Source organism: Flagellimonas taeanensis (assembly GCF_003584105.1).
GTDB lineage: Bacteria > Bacteroidota > Bacteroidia > Flavobacteriales > Flavobacteriaceae > Flagellimonas > Flagellimonas taeanensis.
The window spans coordinates 99,423-118,209 of the sequence record NZ_QXFO01000008.1 but is presented as its reverse complement, the minus strand read 5'-3'; the positions used below and the strand labels follow the sequence as shown (position 1 = coordinate 118,209).

The following is an 18,787-nucleotide window of genomic DNA, read 5'->3' as shown; positions in this document are numbered from 1 at the left end:
TTAGCTTATAAGGGGCGGTCTGCTGCACATGCCTCTTGGACAACAGCAGTTGGGGTGGTGCCTTCCATTTCTTCCTTAGTAATAGTCCTGGACTCGTCCCCTGTGACCAATTTATAGTCTCCATTGCTGTTTTCACAAATTCTAAATGTTGTGCCCGCCTGAGAGGTACACGACTCACATTTTGTGCCATCATCTTCATTGGAACAGCCTATGGACAAACAGGTGGACACCAATAATGGAAGTAGAATTTTCTTCATTTTTTTAGATTCAATTTGTTTGATGTCTAAAAATACCTGAAACCCTTATTTCCTTAATCGGTAAATTGATGGATGCCCCAAACCATTTGACGGATCCCCAATATAAATTGATGGCTGATTTTTTTTTTGATGGTTTATGAGGTTGTTCCCCCTGATAGTTCAGCTCTATTTGAACGGAAAGAAATAGGGAATCACAAATGTGGCCGCGATCCAGATGATGATGTTCAATGGGGTACCCACCCTCAAGAAATCATTGAACCTGTAATTCCCGGGCGCATAGACCATGGTATTCGTGGGGTAGCTCACGGGTGTCATGAACGTTAGGGAACAGGCAAACATTACCGCCACCAAAAAAGGCCGTTCACTGACCCCCATGGCCGCAGCAAGACTGATCACTATCGGGGACATAAGGGCCGCAGTGGCCTTACTGGAGAGCACATTGGTGCTCAAAAAAGTGATCAGGTACAGAATACTGAGTGTGATCTGGGCGTCATAGCTTCCCAAGGTCTGTTGTATAAAAGCGGCTATTTTTTCGGCGCCCCCTGTTTTTTCAAGGGCCGTGCCCATAGAAAGTACCCCGGCCATCATAAAGATCACTTTCCATTCCACGGCTTCGTAGGCCTCTTTCGGCTTTAAGGTGGAGGTCGCGACCAACAATAGGGCGCCCACCATACTACTGATCAAAATGGAAGTCAGGTTCAAGGAAGCAGCCAATACGACCCCAACAGCAATAATGAGTGCGGGAATGGCCTTCTTGTAATCGGTTTTTCCCTGTTTGTGCTCAGAAAGGGCCACCACAAGGTTTTGGGCGACCAATTCCTCCATATCGGCCTCTGAGCCCAGTATCAGCAACATGTCCCCTTCCATCAGTTTCACATCGGGCAATTTCTCGTACAAAATTTCGCCCCTTTGCCTAATGGCAAGGACGGAACAGTTGTATCGCCTTCTAAAATTGAGCGTGCGGAGCGAGCCTTCTGTCAGTCGTGAGCCAAAGGGCACAATCACCTCGTAGATGTGCTTTTCAGACTCGACTTCACCCATTTGTTTGTTCCCTTTGATCCTATAGCCTTTTAAATCCCGGATACTGTTCAGCGTTCTTGGGGGCATTATCACCTTCATCACATCCCCTTCCAGTATAAATGTTTCGGGACCAATATTGTTCTTGAGCGAGCCTTCTCTCAATATGGCCAACACCTGTACATTATGGTCGTTGACCAATTTGGACTTGTACAACGGTTTCTTGATATCGGGACAGCCCTCTTCCACCAACAGTTCCGTAATGTACTTTTCCGCTTCTTTGGTAAGTACGTCCTGTTCTTTTTTGGCCTTGGGCAAGAGAAGTGGTGCCACAAAAAAAATATAGGCAAACCCTATCGTCGCCAAACACAGGGCGGCCAAGCTGAACTCGAACATGCCAAAACCTTCCAGTCCATATTCCTCGGCATAACTGCTCACGAGAATATTGGTGGACGTTCCGATCAAGGTGCAGGTGCCCCCAAAAAGTGCGGAAAAGGAAATGGGAATCAGCAGCATGCCCGGGGCAATCTTGGTCTCTCTGCATACCGTAAGCGCAATGGGCAATAGCAGGGCCACAACGGCAGAATCGTTCACAAAGGCAGAGAACATGCCTGCAATCAAACAAAAAGTGATCAGGGCTATGCTATAATGTATCTTGGCAAGTTTGATGATCTTTTGGCTGAGCCCGTCCAAGATTCCCGAATTGAACACCCCGGCACTTACCACGAACATGCACCCCAACGTCAAGGTGGCCGGATGGTTAAAACCAGAAAAGCCTTCTTTGGGGCTCAGGACACCTGCCACTATGAACAGCGCCATGATGATAATTGACGTGGTGTCTATGGAAAAGTAGTCCTTGATGAAGAGTACAATGCCAATACAAATAATAACAATGGTGATGATCAGATCGCTGCCCATAGAGTCTACTCCATTACGGTTCCGTTTTTAAACGCCCCTTTGTTTTCAATTTGGGGAAAGGCAGCCCCAGGCAACTGTTCTTTGAGCTTGGACTTTCCATGAAAAAAAGTTAAGCAGTTTCAGGGGTCCTGTTCTCTTTGGCCACCTCCAGTTCCTTTCCTAGATAGACCAATTTGTACCCCTCTTTTATGTCTGTAAAATCCAAGCTGTTGGAAGAGATGATCTGCAAGTCTCCCTCAGGGGTTTTGAGGAAAATGGGCACAATGTCCCTGTCTGCCTTCGTGATCTCTATCAACCCTTCATAGTGCTCGTTGTCCTTTAAAGCAATCTCATGTACAACCGGATTTTTTCTGGCGGCCTCTGTCAATGTGATATAATCATCCGTATGCGAAAAGAGGCCTTCCTTCGGATTGCTCTCCGGATTGCTCATCTCCTCGGAGTTTACCAGTCTGAACGAACCGTTTTCTCCGAACTGGTCCTTGAAGGAGTCTATGGCATATTGGTTGATGTCCGAGTTTCCCGTGAGGGCCATCAAATAGCCCACATCACTCAATTCAATATAATCGGTGAGATTGTCCGAATAAATGTTGGAAACTATTGCCTCAAGCCCATGCTTTTGTGCTTTTTCCACATTGGTCCTGTTATTGTCCACGAGGACCACGTGCCGTTTGTTCTTTTGTAGATAGCCTCCGATCAATCTGGAGGGAAGCGATGCCCCAATAATGATGATGCCTTCCGATTTTTTCAAAAAGACCCCGATGACCTTGGCGAACAATCTTGCCGTGGTGGCGTTCAAGAGTACCGTTCCCAACACGATCATGAACACCAGCGGGGTAATATACTCCGCACCCGGCTCTCCATTGGCCAACAGTTTAGATCCAAAAAGGGAAGCGATACCGGCAGCAACGATACCTCGTGGGCCTACCCACCCGATAAAAAGTTTCTCGTTGAGTTTAAGGTTGGATCCCTGTGCGCTCAAAAAAACGCCCAGCGGCCTGATCAGAAAAACGACCACTGCAAACAATGCCACGGTGTTCCAGTTGTAGATCAGTTCCAGGTCTGCAATGTCGATGTTCGCGGCCAATAAAATAAAAAGGATGGATATCAACAACACGCTCAACGATTCCTTGAAATAGAGCAGTTCCTTTAGGTTGGGCAGGTTCATGTTGCCCAGCACCATCCCCATGACCACAACGGCCAACAGTCCCGATTCATGCGCAAAAATGTCCGATTCCACAAAAACAAGCAGCACCGTGGATAGTGATACCACATTCAAAAGATAGTGGGGGATAAAGTTCTTTTTTATGGCAAAGCCAAGGGCATGTGCAAAAGTGAACCCAAAAGTGGTCCCAAAAAGAATGATTTTTCCAAATTCCACCAACGCTGTGATGGTAAAGGCCTGCCCCCCTCCCACACTGATGAACTCAAACACCAATACGGCCACAAGGGCCCCAATGGGGTCTATGAGGATCCCTTCCCATTTCAAGATGGCCGACACGTCCTTTTTCAAGGGAATGTTCCTTAATATCGGTGTAATGACCGTTGGCCCCGTAACGATGATCAATGCGGAAAACAAGAAGGAAATCTGCCATGAAAGCCCAAAAATATAGTGTGCGGCCACTCCAGCACCAAAAAAGGTGACCACAGAGCCAATGGTGATCAATTTGGTGATCACGGGGCCCACATTTGAAATCTCCGCACGTTTTAGGGTCAGGCCTCCTTCAAAAAGAATGACACTGATGGCGAGGGAAACAAAATAATACAGCCCCTCTCCGGGAAAAAGCCCTTTTTTCCCGTTCCATATCGGCTCTATGAGTTTTGACCCGTCGTCCGTGTACAAAGTGGCGATTGGCCCCACCAACAACCCAATCAATATCAAAGGCAAAATGGCCGGCAATTTGAATCGCCAGGCCACCCATTGTGCAATAATGCCAAGAATAATGATTCCCGCAAGTTCCAGCATTGTTTAAGTTTTCTTGAAATTTACTGCTTTTCTTTTACATAGCCACCCGGCCCCGCAGAACCTCTGGATTTTTATTGACTGTCGGGCCATTATGGTCCGAACTGCACTTCTTAGTGCCGTCCCAAGAAAGCCCTCAACTGCTATTTTGTTAAAATACGGCCAATAAAATTGTTTTTATGGTTCTTTTGGATGGCGCTTTTCTTATTTTGCATGCCATTTGTTTTCTAAATGACGATTTATCCCATAGAGACCGGTAATTTCAAGTTGGATGGTGGGGCCATGTTCGGCGTGGTGCCCAAATCCATTTGGAACAAGACCAACCCCGCTGATGACAACAACATGATAGACCTGGCGGCCAGATGTCTTTTGGTCGAAGATGGGGACAAACTCATATTGATAGACAATGGTCTCGGGAACAAGCAATCGGAAAAATTTTTCAGTTACTATTACCTCTGGGGAGACCATTCCTTGGACCGTTCTTTGGAAAAAGCAGGGTTCCACAGGGATGATATTACCGATGTTTTCCTGACCCACCTCCATTTTGACCATTGTGGGGGGAGCATCCAGTGGAACAAGGACAGGACGGGATACGAACCGGCATTCAGGAATGCCCGATTCTGGACCAACAAAGCCCACTGGGAATGGGCCACCAAGCCCAACGCCCGTGAAAAGGCCTCCTTTTTAAAAGAAAACCTGCTGCCCATGGAGGAAAGTGGCCAGCTCCATTTTATAGATCGGGGCGAAGCCTTTTTTTTGAAAAACTCCGAACTCGGCTTCGGTATCCACTTTGTGGATGGCCATACCGATAAGCAAATGCTTCCACATATCTCCTATAAAGGAAAGACCGTGGTCTTCGTTGCGGACCTGATACCCACTGTTGGCCATATTCCCCTTCCCTATGTAATGGGATACGACACCCGGCCCTTGCTTACGCTGCAGGAAAAGCTCAAATTTTTGGAAAATGCCGTGGAAAACGATTGGATTTTGTTCTTTGAACATGATGCCCACAACCAGCTCTGTACCCTTCAACAAACCGAAAAAGGGGCAAGGCTGAACGAGTCGTTTTCATTTGATGAACTGTTTAAAACACAATAGAGATTTACTTTTACAAACATATTTTATGAACCGCACATATCGCAAATTATCATTCATATCTGCCTCGGCTTCTGTCTTTTTGATGGGCTGTGGGGCCACTTCATTGGTATCTACCCCTATTGAAAACATTGACACCGTACCCTTAAAGATTTCTGAGCTTACCGAGGCTGAGGAAAAAAATTGGGGCCATGCAGATCTCATCTTGGACACTATTCCTGGGATGAGCGTGGACAAGGCCTACAACGAGATCATCAAGAACAAAAAGGGCAAGACCATAGTGGTGGCCGTTCTGGACTCCGGTATGGACCTTGAACATGAGGACCTGAAGGACGTGCTCTGGACCAACAGGGACGAGATTCCCAATAACGGCAAGGACGATGATGGCAACGGATATGTGGACGACATCCACGGATATAACTTTTTGGGCGATGCCTACAATGAGCAGTTGGAATACGTCCGCATGCTGCGCTTGAACATCGGCGATGCATCGGATAGGGCCAAGGCAAGGCTATTGCTGGATGAGGAATATCCACAGGCCCTTCAGAACAAGCAACAGTACGAGCAGATTTTCCAAGTGGTGAAAAATGCGGACGCTGCGGTCAAGGAAGAATTGGGCAAGGACTCCTACACGAAGGAGGATCTAGTTGCCATTCAGCCAAAAACCGCACAAATGGAGCAAAGCGTTGCCGTGCTCACACAAATGTTCACCTATGGTGAAAGCATCCCAAAAGTAATCGATGAGCTTACAGAAGGCATAAATTATTTCACCGATCAGGTAAATTATAACCTCAATAAGGATTTTAACGGAAGGACCCCTGTCGGTGATGACCCGTACGACATCACGGATATTCCATATGGTAACGGAAACCCCAAAAACCTGGTCAAGACCGAAAGCCATGGAACCCATGTGGCCGGAATCATCGCCGCATCGAGAAACAATGGCAAAGGGGCCAATGGGGTAGCCAACAATGTGGAGATCATGAGCATAAGGGCCGTTCCCAATGGGGATGAATATGACAAGGACATTGCCTTGGGCATCCGATATGCTGTGGACAATGGGGCGTCCATCATCAATTGTAGTTTTGGCAAGTCCTTTTCGCCTGAATCGGAATGGGTTTATGACGCCATCAAATATGCGTCCTCAAGGGATGTATTGATTGTACATGCCGCTGGAAACGACGGTGAGGACCTTGACGATCCCGAAAACCCGAACTATCCCAACGACCATAGGTTCGGTAGCACCGAGTTTGTGGACAATGTGATTACCGTGGGTGCGCTCACCAGCAGCTATGGTTCCGAAATGGTAGCGACTTTTTCCAATTATGGAAAGCAAAATGTGGATGTTTTTGCCCCTGGTGATAAAATTTACTCCACTATGCCGAACAACGAATATGAGTTCCAAGGCGGAACTTCCATGGCAGCTCCAGCCGTGTCCGGTGTAGCAGCGCTCATACGGTCACACTACCCTGACCTTTCGGCGCCACAGATCAAAAACATCATCATGCAATCGGGACTTCGCTCAAAGGCTTCTGTCATCGTGGCCGGAGACGAAACCAAAGCGACTACTTTTGACAAAATCTCCAAATCAGGAAAAATGGTCAATGCCTACAATGCCCTAATTTTGGCGGATAACATCTCTAAAGGCAAAATGACCCTCGACAGTAACACCAAATAACTATGAAACGTTTACGCTTTTTCTTCTTTTCAGTACTGGCCAGTGCCTCTTTAATGACCGCACAGGAAAGTGGCCAATGGCAACAGCATGTGGATTACACCATGGATGTGGACATGGATGTAAAAACCTATCAATATACAGGAACACAAAAATTGGTCTATACCAACAATTCCCCTGACGAGCTGGGCCGTGTATTCTACCATCTGTATTACAATGCCTTCCAACCCGGAAGCGAGATGGACATCAGGCTACAGAACATAAAGGACCCTGATAATCGGATGATGGAGGGTGGCAAGAGCAGGATTTCTACCCTTTCTGAAAGCGAAATGGGCTATCTGCATGCAGAGACCCTTACCCAGGACGGGCAACCTGTTTCTTTCAAGGAAGAAGGGACCATTCTTGTTGTAGACCTCGCCAAACCCATTCCCTCTGGAGGAAAGACCACCTTGGAAATGACCTTCAAAGGGCAGGTTCCCCTTCAGATAAGGCGTGCCGGAAGGAACAGCAGTGAGGGTGTGGCGCTTTCTATGAGCCAGTGGTACCCCAAACTTTCGGAATACGATTTTGAGGGGTGGCATCCCAACCCATACATTGCCCGGGAGTTCCACGGAGTGTGGGGTGATTTTGACGTAAAGATCACTTTGGACAAGGAATATACCGTGGGTGGAACGGGGTACTTACAAAACCCCCAAGAAATTGGGCATGGTTATGAAACCCCCGGCTCCAAGGTGAAGACCAAGGGCAAGACCCTGACATGGCACTTTAAGGCCCCAAACGTGCACGATTTCATGTGGGCGGCCGACCCGGAATACATCCATGACATCCTTGAAATGGAAGACGGACCTACACTTCATTTTTACTACAAGAACAACCCCGAGATCATAGAAAACTGGAAAAAACTCCAGCCCAAAACCGCAGAGGCTATGGCCTTTTTCAGCAAGAACATCGGAAAATATCCCTATGAGCAATATTCCGTGGTGCAGGGCGGTGATGGTGGAATGGAGTATGCCATGAGTACACTGGTCACCGGCGGACGGGAACTAGGAAGCCTGGTTGGGGTGATGGTACACGAAATGGCGCATTCATGGTTCCAGCACGTATTGGCCACCAACGAATCCGAGCACGAGTGGATGGACGAGGGCTTTACCACCTTCATCAGTAGCCTTTGCATGAACGAGATCATGCAGCAGGAAAAGCAAAATCCCTTCGAAGGCTCGTACAGGGGTTACTACGCCTTGGTAAACTCAGGTCTGGAAAAGCCACAGAGCACCCATGCCGATCGCTATACTACCAATTTTGCCTATGGCATATCGGCCTATAGCAAGGGATCTATTTTCCTTTCCCAACTGGGCTACATCATTGGGCAGGACAAGCTCATGGAGACCATCAAAAAATATTATGATGATTTCAAGTTCAAGCACCCTGTGCCCAACGACATCAAAAGGACTGCGGAAAAGGTCTCCGGTATGGAGCTGAACTGGTACCTCACCGATTGGACCCAAACGACCAACACCATCGATTACGGCATAAAAAGCGTTGAGGCCGATGGCGAAAAGACCAAGGTCTCTTTGGAGCGTATCGGGGAAATGCCCATGCCCTTGGATATTTTGGTGGTCGGGGAAGACGGTTCCCAAGAAACCTTTTACATCCCCTTGCGGATGATGTTCGGGGAAAAGGACAATCCTTATCCCGATTTAAAAAGGACCGTATTAGATGATTGGCCCTGGGCATACCCTTCTTATGAGTTCACACTCGACATGCCATTGGAGAATGTAAAGGCCATCGTTATAGATCCTTCGCAGCTTATGGCCGACGTGGATGGTGAGAACAATGTATATCAAGCGGAGGAATAAAACCTCTCTTCCCAATAAAAACATAATAAGGGCGGCCATTTGTGCCGCCTTTTTTGTTGGTCAACCCCAGATATTGTCCCCTTGAGGGGATCTTAGGGGTGTACTTTACCACATTATTTTTTTGTTTGAATTGATTATTTTTTTGTCATGAACTGCAACTCGCTATTGAAATTGATGGGGCATCCCATGAATTTAAATACGATAAAGGATGCACAAAGGGAACGCCATCTAGAAAAAGTAAGTGTACATTTGATTCGGTTACAGGATAGTGAGGTAAAAAAACAATATGTTCAGTGTTTTGTTGACCTTACAGCAAATTGTTTCTGAAATGCAAAATGAAAACCCTGATAGTAGTAATGGGAAAACACCCCTAAGGTCCCCTCAAGGGGACACCCAAAGACTGACCTTTGCAAAAAAAGAGCGTTTAAAGAGCAAAAAGCTCTTCGAGACCCTTTTTACAGAAGGAAAGAGCCTGCGCGAACCGCCTTTGAAGCTCATCTATGCCAAAACCTCTACCGAGCAGGATGTCCCGGTCAAAGTTGCCGTTGTGGCCCCCAAAAAAAAGTTCAAGCGTGCCGTTGACCGTAACCGCATCAAACGGTTGTTACGGGAGGCCTATAGGTTGAACAAACCCCTTATTTTTAACAACATTGAAGGAAATTTTGCGTTCATATTTTTATACCTTGGCCATAAGATGCCTGATTATAATGATGTGGAAAAGGCCATGAAACAGCTGTTGCTGGCCTTTCTAAAAAAAGAATCCCATGAGAAGAATCCTTAAAAAAAAGCTTGTTGTTCCCTTTTTGGCGGCAGCGATCCTGGTCGGGGCAAGCAGTTTCAGTTTCAAGAGCGATTTTTTCGAGATTGCCAAACAGATAGAAATCTTCACCACGCTCTTCAAGGAACTCAACATGAACTATGTGGACGAGACCAATCCAGCGGAACTCATGGATTCGGCCATCAAGAATATGTTGGACGAACTGGACCCCTATACCCGTTTTCTGAACGAACAGGACGTAGAGGCCTTCAAGATCAACAACTCCGGGGAATATTCGGGCATCGGCGCGCTTATCCGTTCCTATGAAAGCAAACTGCTCATCGTGGAGCCTTATAAAGGCTATGCCGCGGACAAGGCCGGCCTAAAGGCCGGAGATGAGATTGTTAAGATCGGGGAGACCAAGGTCTCTGACTTTGACGACGATGCTGGAGAACTGCTGAAAGGAGCTAATAACACAGCGGTCGAAGTCACCTTTCTGCGGCAAGGGGAAACCAGGACCGCTACCATAACCCGAGAGGGCGTGGAAGTGGATGCCGTCCCTTTTTACGATATGATCGATGACAAAACAGGTTACATCGTCCTTTCACGTTTCAATGCAAAGGCTTCTAGCCAAACCAAATCAGCAATGCAGGATCTGAAGGGACGAGGGGCTGAAAGGTTGGTGCTGGACCTTCGGGGAAATCCCGGTGGCTTGCTTTCTGAGGCCATCAACGTGACCAATCTGTTTGTGGCAAAAGGGGAATTGATCGTGACCACAAAATCCAAGGTCAAAAAATTCAACCAAGAGTACCGGACCAGAAACCAGCCTGAAGACCTGGAAATTCCCTTGGTGGTCCTGGTTGACGGCAAAAGTGCCTCGGCAAGTGAAATCGTTTCGGGAAGCCTACAGGACCTCGATAGGGCCGTGGTCATGGGGGCCCGCAGTTTTGGAAAGGGGCTCGTGCAGCGTCCGCTCAAGCTCACTTATGGCACACAGCTGAAGGTGACCATTTCCAGATACTATACCCCATCGGGGCGTTGCATCCAATCACTGGACTATTGGAACAGGGACGAGGGGGGAAATGCAGTCCGCAACACCAATTTTAAGGAATTTACCACCCGAAATGGACGAAAGGTATGGGATGGTGGCGGCGTTATGCCCGATGTGGGCATCAATTCGTTGAGGACCAACTCCCTCATCGATGCGCTTCATGCCAACAACATCATCTTTGATTTTGCCACCAATTACTACTACGACCATTCTTTTGATGAGGTTGATGGCTTTACCTTTTCCGATGCGGACTATGCTGCGTTCAAAAAATATGTGGCGGAACAGAACTTCACCTTCCAGACCAAGACCGAAGAACTTTTGGAACAGTCCATCAATGCGGACGATTCCCTTTTGGGTCCAGATGTGCAGGAAAAATACAAAGACCTCCTCTTGGCGGTAAACAGAGGGAAAATTTCTGCACTGGATTCGTACAGGACCGAAATCCAAAAAAGCCTGGAAGACGAAATCATTACCCGATATTTCTACAGGGAAGGCCTCTACAAGCATTATCTGCAGAAGGATGATGCCATACTGACCGCCCAAGGGCTTCTTGCCGACGCCATGAAATATAAGAGCCTGTTGAACTAGGTTAGCTGGACATCTGTTTTGAAAGCCTGAACGTCACAGGATAACCCAAACGGCACTTCCGTCAACTCATAAGCCGTAACCGTCAATTTATCGGTTTGCACATAGTCTTTGTTTGCTATTTTAACCGAAAACTTGCCTATGTCCCATACCGTGATCACCTTGTCCTTGGTCGGCCTTGTCCTCTTGTTCTGGTTTTACAAACTACTTTCCAGATGCTTTGTGAGATCGTTTTGCATTTGGAACAATCAAAAAAGCGGTTCCATAACCCAAAAAGAAGCGACCATACTATCGGTGACCACTCTGAAGGCTGGAAAAAAACCGCTTTTGGAGCTATTGGTCCTCTTTGAAAATTTGTCGGGCCACCCCATACATCGAAAAATCAGGATATGGGACAGTATGCCCCATTTGAACCGGTTTCAGCCCGATGGCAAGATTCCCATTGGGTTGAACTTGGCCAAAAGACCCAAAGGGCCAGTGCTCCTTTTTACCGGAGCATGCCGCATTTCCTTTGCGTATATGGTCATTTGCTGTTCAATGACCGTTCTTTATGTCGTTGGGTGCTACTTTTTGATCGGGGAAGCCATTTCCAGGATCAATGTCGATCCGGAAAAGTATGAGTCCCTTTTTAGGGCATCTGAATTGTGGCAAATGTGGGCCATCTTTTTTGGAGCGGCCATCTTTCTTCATTTCCTCTTCAAACGGATCGGATTGGTGGTGAGCGGAAGAAACCAAGCCCAAAACTGGGACCTGCTCTACCAAGGTCTCGGTGCAACGGCAACCATCAAAAGATACTGGGACACCGGCACCCTTGTGAATGACAATCCCGTCGTCGGCTTCGAATATACTTTTAGGGACAGCACAAAACAGTTGTTTGAGGGAAGTGATAAAAAAATTGTAGGGAAACTGGAAACAGCTGCACTATCCGATCTGGAAAAACTAGAGATCATGTACCTACCGGCCAACCCGAACATCTCCCGTCTTGCGGAAAACTTGGAAAACGAGGGCATGACCAAATTCATCAACCTCCTGTTCTATTTTACGCTATTTGTTTTTTCTGTAATCGTGGTTGCCAATTTTATCCAACCTCTGTTTGGATAAATCTGATTGGGGTTGGTTTTGTGGTTTTTTAATCGCCTTCTTCGTAATATCCATCTATCAGGAACAAGGTGTCTTTCCTAAAGGAAAAGGTCATCGCACCATATTCATCCATCAGATTGAAAATGTTGAACTTTTCGGCGTTCGCATCACGAAAATGCATGGCCTTGAGGAATTCCTGCTTCGGGGTCCCAATTTTTATGCCTCCCAGAACGGATAGTTTTGGAGTGGTGATGTGCGCCCGGTGCTTTCCCTGCAAGACATCGTAAAAGGCTATTTGTGTATCCTTATGGGTGATTTTTGTAAAAGTATAACCTTCAGGATAGTACTCATCTTCAAAATATTTGGTGTCAATTACAATATCGTGGCCCAAAAGGGCTTTGATCGACTCCACTTCCAAAGGAAAGTCATAGGGGTTATAAATGCGTCCCTCATCATCCGTTTCCGTGTACTCTTCTTCTTGGCTTGATACAGTGTCTTGCCCTGAGTTCTCAGGAGCGGTGGTTTGGGACAACTGTGCCGTGGTAGCCTTTTTGTCTTCTGTCTGGGTATTTGAACCCTTTTTGGGGCTATGGCACGATGGGAAGGCCAAAAGTAAAATGATGATAAGAACGGTGGTTTTCATGGTCGACTATTTTTTAGGGGATCGTTTCCGCGAAAAGTAGCTCAAAATGTCCTATCGAGAGGCCGCCAATTGACAGAGCCCCTGTTTGGGTTTATGGAATGGCAGTTTTGATCAACCGAAAACCTGCATCCATCAATTTTACATTTTTATTTCATTCGGTTTTCATACATTTCCACTACATATTTGATTCTTAATGCCAAAAATCAATCGGGACGACATACAGGTAATTGCTCAAAACAGCAATTGGTCCGAAGGTGGGGTCGCCAAGTTCCTGGAGGAGCATGTCTATTCCAACAAACCTTCATGGCGCAAGTTTCTATCGTTGCTGCTTTTGGGGCTCGGGATTTCTTTTAGTACCGCAGGCATTGTTTTCTTTTTTGCCTACAATTGGGCCCAACTGCACCGTTTTGCAAAGCTTGGACTTATCGAGGGGCTTGTTGTCCTCGTCTTTTTGTGCCTTTTTCTGATAAAGACCAGCCCTTTGTTCAAAAAAACAATGCTTGTTGGGGCATCGGTTTTGGTGGGCGTTCTTTGGGCCGTTTTTGGACAAGTGTACCAAACTGGGGCCAATGCCTATGATTTTTTTCTGGTGTGGACCCTTTCCATTGCTGTTTGGACCCTTATTTCCAATTTTTCCCCGCAATGGGTGGTTTTTATTGTGCTTATCAACATTACCCTGATTCTTTATGCGGAACAAGTGGCCCACGACTGGGACGGGGCGTTGCTCTCTTTGTTGCTTTTTGCCATCAATAGTTTGTTCCTTTTGGTCTTTCTCATCCTTCCCAGATTCACCCAAAAGAAGGACTATCCCGCTTGGTTCACTTCCTTGTTGGCAATGACAGTGGTGACCATTGGCACGGTGGGCGTTTCCGGAGGAATCTTCGATAAGGCCAACCCGTCGTTTGTGCTCCTGTTGATTTCCACGATTGCATTGTTCGGAGTGGGGATAAGGTATGGCCTGAAAATAAAAAGCCTCTTTTACCTATCCATCATTCCCTTTGGCCTGATCATCATCTGCTGTGCCTTCCTGCTTAACATTTCTGAAGACGCGGGCATGCTCTTTGCCATCGGGGTGTTCATAATTGCAAGCATCACGCTGTTGATCAAGACTTTGTTGGGCCTTCAAAAGAAATGGAACACATGAAGCACCTCGAAAAAATAATGGACGCCATTCGGATCACTGAAGGGAACCGGTTCCAGTACGATGAAGCTGCCATCCTTTCCGAATATGGGGAAAAGGAGGGCAAAAACTCGAACGTAATCATTAAAATTCTTTCCATTTTTGGAGGCCTACTTGCCACTTTGGCCTTTGTGGTGTTCCTTTTTATACTCGGTATTTATGATTCTGTATGGGGAATGCTGCTTTTGGGAATTGTCCTTGCTGCCGTGGCCATTGTCATTGATAGGACATACAACAGCTTCATCCTGGATACGTTCAGCGTGTGTTTTTATGTGCTCGGGGTCATTCTCTTTGCTTTGGGATTGGCTTCTTTGGAGGTGGATGAGAATCATGTTGCCCTATTGGTCATCCTAATGGCATTGGGCAGTTTGGCCATCACCCAAAACTATGTCATTTCCTTTATTTCCATCATCACCATAGGTGCGGCCATGCTCTTTTTGATCATGTCCTACAACATTCCCGATGCCATCCATGGCTATCTGCTATTTTATACGGTCCTCCTTACCTTTTGCTTTTTGAATGAAGCCAAACTGTTGACAAACTCTCGAAAACTGGCCCAACTGAGCGGTCCTTTGCGCATCGGGTTGGTTTTTTGCCTGCTTTTTGGACTTGTGGCGGTTGGAAAAAATGGGCTTGCCCCGATTTCTGGTCGCTCTCTCTGGATATCCTCCGTGGTGTCCATTGGCCTTATACTGTATTTGGCATCAAAGGTGTTGAAAAGGTTTGGCGTTGTAGGCAAAAAGAAGGTTTTGACGCTGACGTTATGCTTTTTTACCCTGTTGCCCACATTATTTGCACCGGCCATTTCTGGAGCTTTGCTGATTGTTCTGCTCAGTTTTTGGGTCAATTACAAAACGGGCTTCGTCATCGGGATCATTGCCTTGATCTACTTTGTGATCCAATATTATTATGACCTGTCCATGACCTTGCTCACCAAATCCATCATCCTGTTTTCGTCCGGCCTAGTGTTCCTGGTTTTTTACTTTTTTTTCACCCAAATGACCAAGACCGATGAAGAAGTATAGCTGGATCATTATACTGGTCAACCTACTGCTATTTTTGGGATATTTCAACTATTCCGTAGTGCAAAAGGAAAAGCTGTTGGAGCAGGGAACCCTCGTCTTTATGGAGCTGGCCCCTGCGGACCCTCGTTCGCTGATGCAGGGCGACTATATGGACCTGCGCTACAAACTGCCCAGCGAAATGGCCCTTGACAATATTCCCAAACGTGGCTATTGTGCCCTTGAACCCGATGCTTCGGGCGTTGTGCAGCATATCCGATTCTTGGCCGAGGGGGAAAAGGCGAAACCGAACGAGCTTCCCATCAGATACACCAAAGGGAATTGGTGGGACATAAACATTGGGGCGGAATCCTATTTCTTTCAGGAAGGGGATGCAGAAAAATATGAGAATGCCAAGTATGGGGGGATCCGGGTGGATGATGAGGGAAACAGTCTCCTCGTCGGTTTGTATGATGATAATTTAAAAAAGTTGGAATAAATCCTATTTTTGGGCATGCAAGAACTCAAGGTCTGTGAACTTTTTGCCGGGGTAGGCGGTTTTCGTCTGGGATTGGAAAAAACAGGGCACTACAAAGTAGTGTGGAGCAACCAATGGGAACCCTCCACTAAAATGCAGCATGCCTCCTTGGTCTATGAGGCCCGTTTTGGGGCTTCCAACCATTCCAATGCCAATATTGAGACGATTCCTTCGTCCTTGATTCCCGACCATGATATTTTGGTGGGCGGTTTTCCGTGCCAAGACTATTCCGTGGCCACCTCCCTAAAAAATTCCAAAGGGCTTATCGGTAAAAAAGGAGTGCTTTGGTGGTCCATTCACCGCATTCTTTCCGAAAAAAAGAACAAGCCCAAATACCTTTTTCTTGAAAATGTGGACCGATTGTTGAAATCGCCGTCCACCCAACGGGGCCGTGACTTTGCCGTGATGTTGAGCAGCCTTTCCCAATTGGGGTATGCCGTGGAATGGCGCGTGATCAATGCGGCCGAGTATGGGATGCCTCAGCGCCGAAGGCGCGTTTTTTTTCTGGCATACCACAAATCGACCCCTATTTTCAAATCACTAAAAAAAACAAGGCCCAAAGATTGGATCTTGAAAAAAGGGACCATTGCTTCCGCTTTTCCCGTGGAAAAAACTTCGCAAAAAGTCGTATCCTTTAGTTTGGATGCGGATTTGGTAAAACTTTCCGAACAATTCAATGCCAAAAAAGGGCTTTCCCCTTTCCTGAATACCGGAATTTGTGTCAACGGAAAGGTTTCCACATTAAAAACGGCTCCTTCCTATGATGGAAGACGGACATTGCTCTCGGATATTCTGGAAAATGGTTCTGCCAGTCCTGATTTGTTCATTGAGCAGGAAGAATTACACAAATGGGAGTATCTAAAAGGCTCCAAAAAAGAAACCCGCCAAACCAAGGCCGGTTTTGAATACCATTATAGTGAGGGAAGCATGGTGTTTCCCGATGCACTCGATCAACCTTCCAGAACTATCATAACCGGAGAGGGCGGCAAGTCCCCGTCCCGGTTCAAGCACGTGGTCCAGACCTCCAAGGGACTGCGAAGACTTTCCCCAGTAGAATTGGAACGGTTGAACATGTTTCCGGACAATCACACCCTCTTGGATGGAATCCCAGATGCCAAACGAGCATTTTTTATGGGAAATGCCTTGGTGGTGGGCATTGTGGAGCAGATAGGTTCTGCCCTGTTCCGGAACATATCCCAAATTGAAGAGTAATTTCAAAACCGATCTTTCCAAAGAAAAACAACTCGCCTTCTTATTGGATTCCTACTATCAAAAACACTTGAAAAAGTATGCTTTTGAGCGGATTTCCGATAGAAGACAGCAATTGCAGGGCATAGACCTCGTCCTAAAGGACAAGCTTGCAAATGTCCCCTATTATGTGGATGAAAAGGCCCAATTGGATTATGTGAACGAGAGCTTGCCCACATTTGCCTTTGAGCTTTTCTATGAAAAAGAGGGCACGAAGAAGCAGGGTTGGCTGTTCGATGTATCCAAAAAGACCCATTTTTATGCCTTGGTGACCAGCATTTTTTCTGATGTGGACAAGGTGTACACTTCATGCAACATCACTTTTGTGAACCGAGAAAAACTCATCCTGCACTTGTCCACGCTGGGCTTGTCGAGGGAATTCTTTGAACAATTGGTGCAGAACAACTCGAATCTCCACGGAAAGTTCATCCTGGAAAAGTTATGTCCAAAAAAGGAAGGGCTTCTTTATTTTTCGACCCAAAACAAAGCAGAAAAACCGATAAACCTGATCTTAAGATTGGCGTATTTGGAACAAATAGGGGTGGCAAAACGGTTGGTCTGATTTCAACCCTTTTTCAACATTCGCACATGCGGAATCCCATCCTCCAAATATTCATCGCCAAAGCGTTCAAAACCGAGCTCCGTGTAAAACTTGATAAGGTAGGATTGTGCCGAAATCTCAATGGCGGTGTCTGGAAAGCGTTCTTCTATTGTGGATAAAGAGGCTTCCATAATCATTTTTCCATATCCATATTGCCGCTGATCTTTCGCCACCACTACCCTTCCTATACTGGCATTCCCAAAATAGTCCCCAGGCTTGAACATCCGGGTATAGGCCACAATTTGGCCTTCTTTGAGTCCCAAAACATGGAGTGCTTTTTGGTCCTTGTTGTCCATATCCTGGTACGCACAGTCCTGTTCCACCACAAAAACCTCGCTGCGGAGGCGCAGAACCTGGTATAACTCTGTGTTGGTAAGCCCATCAAAACTTTTGACCTTTATTTCCATCAATCCTGCACTATTATGCTCTTGGAATCGCACTTGTCAAACTCGGGTTGGATGTTCACATGGTTGATGCCGTGCTTGTGATAGACATGTTCTTCGATTTCTCCCAAAATGGCATCGAACTCGGATAGTTTGATGTCCTCTTTAAAATCGATATGGGCCTCCATGTGCACTTCATCTTCATTGAGCTGCCAAATGTGGACATGGTGTACGTTCTTCACGGGTTCTATGGTGCAGATGGATTCCACAATATCCTGAATGACAATGGATTTTGGGGTAAAGAGCATCAATACTTTTGTGGATTCCTTCAAAAGGTCGTACCCCATATAGATGAGATAAATGCCAATGATCATGGTCAAAACAGCATCTACCCAATAGAGCTGGAACAAACTCATCAATATCCCTCCTATCAAAACGGCCACAGAGGCCATCATGTCCGTCAACAGGTGAAGGTAGGCAGATCTCATGTTCATGTTATCCTTGGAGTCCTTTTTGAGCAGAAGTACACTGAACCCATTGGCCAGTATGCCCAATATGGAAAGCCAGATGACCAAATCGGATGCTATTTCCTGGGGATCAAAGAGCCGTTCCACAGCTTCTTTCATCAAAAAAATGGCCACGACCACCAAGGTAGCGGCATTGACAAAGGCCGCCATAATTTCGGCACGTTTATAACCAAAGGTTTTGTGCTTGTTGGCCTGCTTTTTTCCCAATTTTTGGGCCACATAACTGATGATCAGGGAAAGTACATCGCTGAAGTTGTGCAGGGCGTCCGACAGCAGGGCCAAACTTCCTGAAATGAGTCCACCAACAACTTGGGCCAAGGTGATCAGAATGTTCAAAAGGATGGAAATGAATAGATTCCTCCCTTTTAGATCCCCATGTGAATGTGAGTGGTCATGATGATGATGATGCCCCATT

At 46.6% G+C, this 18,787-nt stretch carries 17 protein-coding genes; 11 read left to right on the top strand and 6 right to left on the bottom strand.

Annotated elements, in window-relative coordinates; genetic code table 11:
• Positions 1–5: 5 nt before the first annotated feature.
• The 3 genes from D2V93_RS02750 to D2V93_RS02740 all read right to left on the bottom strand — a co-directional run bounded on the left by D2V93_RS02750 (position 6) and on the right by D2V93_RS02740 (position 4,155).
• Entirely contained in the window at positions 6–257 is a 252-nt protein-coding gene (locus D2V93_RS02750; RefSeq protein ID WP_147377348.1) for a hypothetical protein, read from the bottom strand.
• A gap of 165 nt (positions 258–422) precedes the next feature.
• Complete coding sequence (locus D2V93_RS02745; RefSeq protein WP_072876428.1) at positions 423–2,192, bottom strand: SLC13 family permease; 1,770 nt, start codon at positions 2,190–2,192, stop codon at positions 423–425.
• Between the two features lie 109 nt (positions 2,193–2,301).
• Entirely contained in the window at positions 2,302–4,155 is a 1,854-nt protein-coding gene (locus D2V93_RS02740; RefSeq protein WP_119618294.1) for a cation:proton antiporter, read from the bottom strand.
• A gap of 228 nt (positions 4,156–4,383) precedes the next feature.
• On the opposite strand from D2V93_RS02740, the gene D2V93_RS02735 reads away from it, so the two are divergent.
• The 6 genes from D2V93_RS02735 (at position 4,384) to D2V93_RS02710 (ending at position 12,272) form a co-directional block, all read left to right on the top strand.
• Positions 4,384–5,250 (top strand): MBL fold metallo-hydrolase, encoded by an 867-nt coding sequence (locus D2V93_RS02735; protein WP_072876432.1) that lies wholly within the window; start codon positions 4,384–4,386, stop codon positions 5,248–5,250.
• A gap of 25 nt (positions 5,251–5,275) precedes the next feature.
• Positions 5,276–6,925, top strand: coding sequence for a S8 family peptidase (locus D2V93_RS02730; protein ID WP_119618293.1), 1,650 nt, complete (start codon positions 5,276–5,278; stop codon positions 6,923–6,925).
• 2 nt (positions 6,926–6,927) lie between these two features.
• The gene (locus D2V93_RS02725) at positions 6,928–8,778 is read left to right on the top strand and encodes a M1 family metallopeptidase (RefSeq protein WP_072876436.1); all 1,851 of its coding nucleotides are present in this window, start codon (positions 6,928–6,930) and stop codon (positions 8,776–8,778) included.
• 286 nt (positions 8,779–9,064) lie between these two features.
• Positions 9,065–9,559: a ribonuclease P protein component gene (gene rnpA / locus D2V93_RS02720; protein WP_119618292.1), complete on the top strand. Its 495-nt coding sequence runs from the start codon at positions 9,065–9,067 to the stop codon at positions 9,557–9,559.
• Positions 9,543–11,174 carry a S41 family peptidase gene (locus tag D2V93_RS02715; RefSeq protein WP_119618291.1) on the top strand — a complete coding sequence of 544 codons (1,632 nt, stop codon included), beginning with the start codon at positions 9,543–9,545 and terminating at the stop codon, positions 11,172–11,174. The genes rnpA and D2V93_RS02715 overlap by 17 nt, the downstream gene beginning before the upstream one ends.
• Positions 11,175–11,312: 138 nt before the next feature.
• Complete coding sequence (locus D2V93_RS02710; protein WP_119618290.1) at positions 11,313–12,272, top strand: hypothetical protein; 960 nt, start codon at positions 11,313–11,315, stop codon at positions 12,270–12,272.
• A gap of 28 nt (positions 12,273–12,300) precedes the next feature.
• Here D2V93_RS02710 and D2V93_RS02705 read toward each other — a convergent pair whose 3' ends face one another.
• Positions 12,301–12,894 (bottom strand): hypothetical protein, encoded by a 594-nt coding sequence (locus D2V93_RS02705; protein ID WP_119618289.1) that lies wholly within the window; start codon positions 12,892–12,894, stop codon positions 12,301–12,303.
• A 193-nt stretch (positions 12,895–13,087) separates the two neighbouring features.
• Here D2V93_RS02705 and D2V93_RS02700 point away from each other — a divergent pair, with 193 nt between their 5' ends.
• From D2V93_RS02700 to D2V93_RS02680, 5 genes are read left to right on the top strand one after another with little or no spacing between them, the layout of a single operon-like run.
• Positions 13,088–14,038, top strand: coding sequence for a DUF2157 domain-containing protein (locus tag D2V93_RS02700; protein ID WP_119618288.1), 951 nt, complete (start codon positions 13,088–13,090; stop codon positions 14,036–14,038).
• Positions 14,035–15,099, top strand: a complete 1,065-nt coding sequence (locus tag D2V93_RS02695; RefSeq protein ID WP_245978072.1) for a DUF4401 domain-containing protein — start codon at positions 14,035–14,037, stop codon at positions 15,097–15,099. The genes D2V93_RS02700 and D2V93_RS02695 overlap by 4 nt, the downstream gene beginning before the upstream one ends.
• Positions 15,086–15,574, top strand: a complete 489-nt coding sequence (locus tag D2V93_RS02690; protein ID WP_119618286.1) for a GDYXXLXY domain-containing protein — start codon at positions 15,086–15,088, stop codon at positions 15,572–15,574. Before D2V93_RS02695 ends, D2V93_RS02690 begins: the two co-directional genes overlap by 14 nt.
• A gap of 15 nt (positions 15,575–15,589) precedes the next feature.
• Positions 15,590–16,825: a DNA (cytosine-5-)-methyltransferase gene (gene dcm, locus D2V93_RS02685; protein WP_119618285.1), complete on the top strand. Its 1,236-nt coding sequence runs from the start codon at positions 15,590–15,592 to the stop codon at positions 16,823–16,825.
• On the top strand, positions 16,815–17,423 hold the full coding sequence (locus D2V93_RS02680; RefSeq protein WP_119618284.1) for a hypothetical protein: 609 nt from the start codon (positions 16,815–16,817) through the stop codon (positions 17,421–17,423). Before dcm ends, D2V93_RS02680 begins: the two co-directional genes overlap by 11 nt.
• 2 nt (positions 17,424–17,425) lie before the next feature.
• On the opposite strand, the gene D2V93_RS02675 is transcribed toward D2V93_RS02680, so the two are convergent.
• Entirely contained in the window at positions 17,426–17,869 is a 444-nt protein-coding gene (locus D2V93_RS02675) for a GNAT family N-acetyltransferase (RefSeq protein ID WP_119618380.1), read from the bottom strand.
• Positions 17,869–18,786: a cation diffusion facilitator family transporter gene (locus D2V93_RS02670; RefSeq protein WP_072876456.1), complete on the bottom strand. Its 918-nt coding sequence runs from the start codon at positions 18,784–18,786 to the stop codon at positions 17,869–17,871. The genes D2V93_RS02675 and D2V93_RS02670 overlap by 1 nt, the downstream gene beginning before the upstream one ends.
• Between the last annotated feature and the right edge of the window lies 1 nt (position 18,787).